The sequence below is a fragment of the Streptomyces sp. SID14478 genome (assembly GCF_010548525.1).
Classification (GTDB): Bacteria; Actinomycetota; Actinomycetes; order Streptomycetales; family Streptomycetaceae; genus Streptomyces.
Genome location: NZ_JAAGMG010001159.1, coordinates 1 through 2,439, shown reverse-complemented (window position 1 = coordinate 2,439; position 2,439 = coordinate 1). Strand labels below are relative to the sequence as shown.

At 73.2% G+C, this 2,439-nt stretch carries 2 protein-coding genes and 1 pseudogene; all 3 read right to left on the bottom strand.

Annotated elements, in window-relative coordinates; translation table 11 throughout:
* Positions 1–171: 171 nt before the first annotated feature.
* Positions 172–1,167: a type I glyceraldehyde-3-phosphate dehydrogenase gene (gene gap, locus G3I40_RS37090; RefSeq protein ID WP_164559224.1), complete on the bottom strand. Its 996-nt coding sequence runs from the start codon at positions 1,165–1,167 to the stop codon at positions 172–174.
* A gap of 144 nt (positions 1,168–1,311) precedes the next feature.
* Complete coding sequence (locus G3I40_RS37085) at positions 1,312–2,268, bottom strand: helix-turn-helix domain-containing protein (RefSeq protein WP_164559223.1); 957 nt, start codon at positions 2,266–2,268, stop codon at positions 1,312–1,314.
* 29 nt (positions 2,269–2,297) lie between these two features.
* Positions 2,298–2,439: pseudogene (locus G3I40_RS47670) on the bottom strand (1-acyl-sn-glycerol-3-phosphate acyltransferase); the annotation flags it as partial.

Genomic DNA, 2,439 nt, shown 5'->3' with positions numbered 1-2,439 from the left:
CCCGCCGACTCGGCGGCCCGGCCGGCCGTGGTGCCGGCCTGCTCCGCCTTGGCCGCCGTCCTGCCCGCGGTTCCGGTGGCGGCCTTGCGCGTGCTCTTCGTCGTGTTCTCGTTCTCGTGTGATTGCGTCATGGTGTGCGGTTAGCCCCGATCGGCCACCACAAACAGGCCGTCAGCGAGCGAGCAGTTCCAGTGTGTCGATGACGCGGTTCGAAAAGCCCCACTCGTTGTCGTACCAGGCGACCACCTTGATGTGGCGGCCGTCGACGCGGGTGAGCTCCGAGTCGAAGACGGCCGAGGCCGGGTTGCCCGTGATGTCGGACGACACGAGGGCGTCCTCCGAGTACTCGAGGACCCCGGTCAACTTCCCCTGCGCCGCGGTGCGGTAGGCGGCGAGGACCTCGTCGCGGGTCACGTCGCGGGCGACCGTCGTGTTGAGCTCGACGATCGATCCGACCGGGACCGGGACGCGGATGGAGTCGCCGGACAGCTTCCCGTCCAGGGCGGGCAGGACCCGGCCGATGGCCTTGGCGGCGCCCGTCGTGGTCGGTGCGATGTTGACGGCGGCGGCGCGGGCGCGGCGGGCGTCGCGGTGCGGGCCGTCCTGGAGGTTCTGCTCCTGCGTGTAGGCGTGCACCGTCGTCATGAACCCGTGCTCGATCCCGGCGAGTTCGTCCAGGACGGCGGCCAGCGGGGCGAGCGCGTTGGTCGTGCAGGACGCGTTCGAGACGATGGTGTGCAGCGCCGGGTCGTACGCGTCGGTGTTGACGCCGTAGGCGAGGGTGACGTCGGCGCCGTCGGAGGGGGCGCTGACGAGGACCTTCTTCGCGCCCGCGTCGAGGTGGGCGCGGGCGGCCTCGGCCGAGGTGAAGCGGCCGGTCGCCTCCAGCACGATGTCGACGCCGAGTTCGGCCCAGGGCAGGGCGGCGGGCTCCCGCTCGGCGAGGACGGTGATGCGCCGGCCGTCGACGACGAGGACGTTGCCGTCGACGCTCACGGGGCGGCCGAGCCGGCCGGCGGTCGAGTCGAAGGCGAGCAGGCGGGCGAGGGCCGCGGGCTCGGTGAGGTCGTTGACGGCCACGACGTCGAGGGCGGTGTCGCGTTCGAGCAGGGCGCGCAGCACGTTGCGTCCGATGCGGCCGAATCCGTTGATGGCGATGCGGGTCATGAGAAACGTCCCCTTGGGTGTCGAGCTCTGTACGGCTCTTTGGCTCTGTCGTGCTCTTCCCCCTCAGCGTCGCGCGCCGTGGACGCCGCGGACAGCGGCATGATCGCCATGGTCCGCAAGGATCCCGCCAGCCCGTACGCGGGCCTACTCGCCCCGGGCGAACGTGCGCCGGTACTCGCTCGGTGTGGTGCCGAGGAGGCGCTGGAAGTGCAGCCGCAGGTTCGCGCCGGTGCCAAGGCCGACGTCGGCGGCGATCTGCTCGACGCCGCGCTGGGAACGCTCCAGGAGTTCGCGCGCCACGTCGATGCGGGCGCGCATCACCCACTGCATGGGCGTGTAGCCGGTGTCGTCGACGAAGCGTCGCGAGAACGTCCGCGGGGACACCGCCGCGTGCTCGGCGAGCACCTCCAGGGTGAGCGGTTCGTCGAGCCGGCGCAGGGCCCATTCGCGGGTGGCGGCGAACCGTTCGCCGAGCGGTTCGGGCACGCTGCGCGGCACGTACTGCGCCTGGCCGCCGCTGCGGTACGGGGCCGCGACCAGGCGCCGCGCGGCGTGGTTCGAGGCGGCGACGCCGAGGTCGCCGCGCAGGACGTGCAGGCACAGGTCGATGCCGGAGGCGGCGCCGGCCGAGGTCAGGACGGTGCCCTCGTCGACGAACAGGACGTTCTCGTCGACCAGGACGCGCGGATGCTTGGCCGCGAGTGCCTTCGTGTAGTGCCAGTGGGTCGTGGCCCGCTTGCCGTCGAGCAGCCCGGTGGCGGCGAGCGTGAACGCGCCCGTGGAGATCGCGGCGAGCCGGGCGCCCCGCTCGTGGGCGGCGCTCAGCGCGTCGACGACGTGCGCGGGCGGGTCGTCGCGGTCCGGGAACCGGTAGCCGGGGACGAAGACGATGTCGGCCCACGCCAGCGCCTCCAGCCCGTGGGCGACGCAGTACGACAGTCCGTCGCCGCCGGTCACCAGGCCGGGCGCCGCGCCACAGACGCGTACCTCGTACGGCATGCTCGCGCGGGTCGTGAACACCTGGGCCGGGATGCCGACGTCGAGCGGCTTGGCACCTTCGCTGACGAGGACGGCGACGCGATGCGGGCGGGAGGCGGGCACGGGTCGAGGGTACGCGGACCGTGGCCGCTCTACGCGGCGAGCGCGGCGGGCTCGCCGAGGTGCGCGGCCGCGATCCGCCAGGCGCTCGTCACCGCGCCGTGCGCCTGCTGTGTGAGCGCGAGCCGTCCATCGGCCGGGCCGAGCGGTGCTCCCACGTGCACGTGCAGCTCC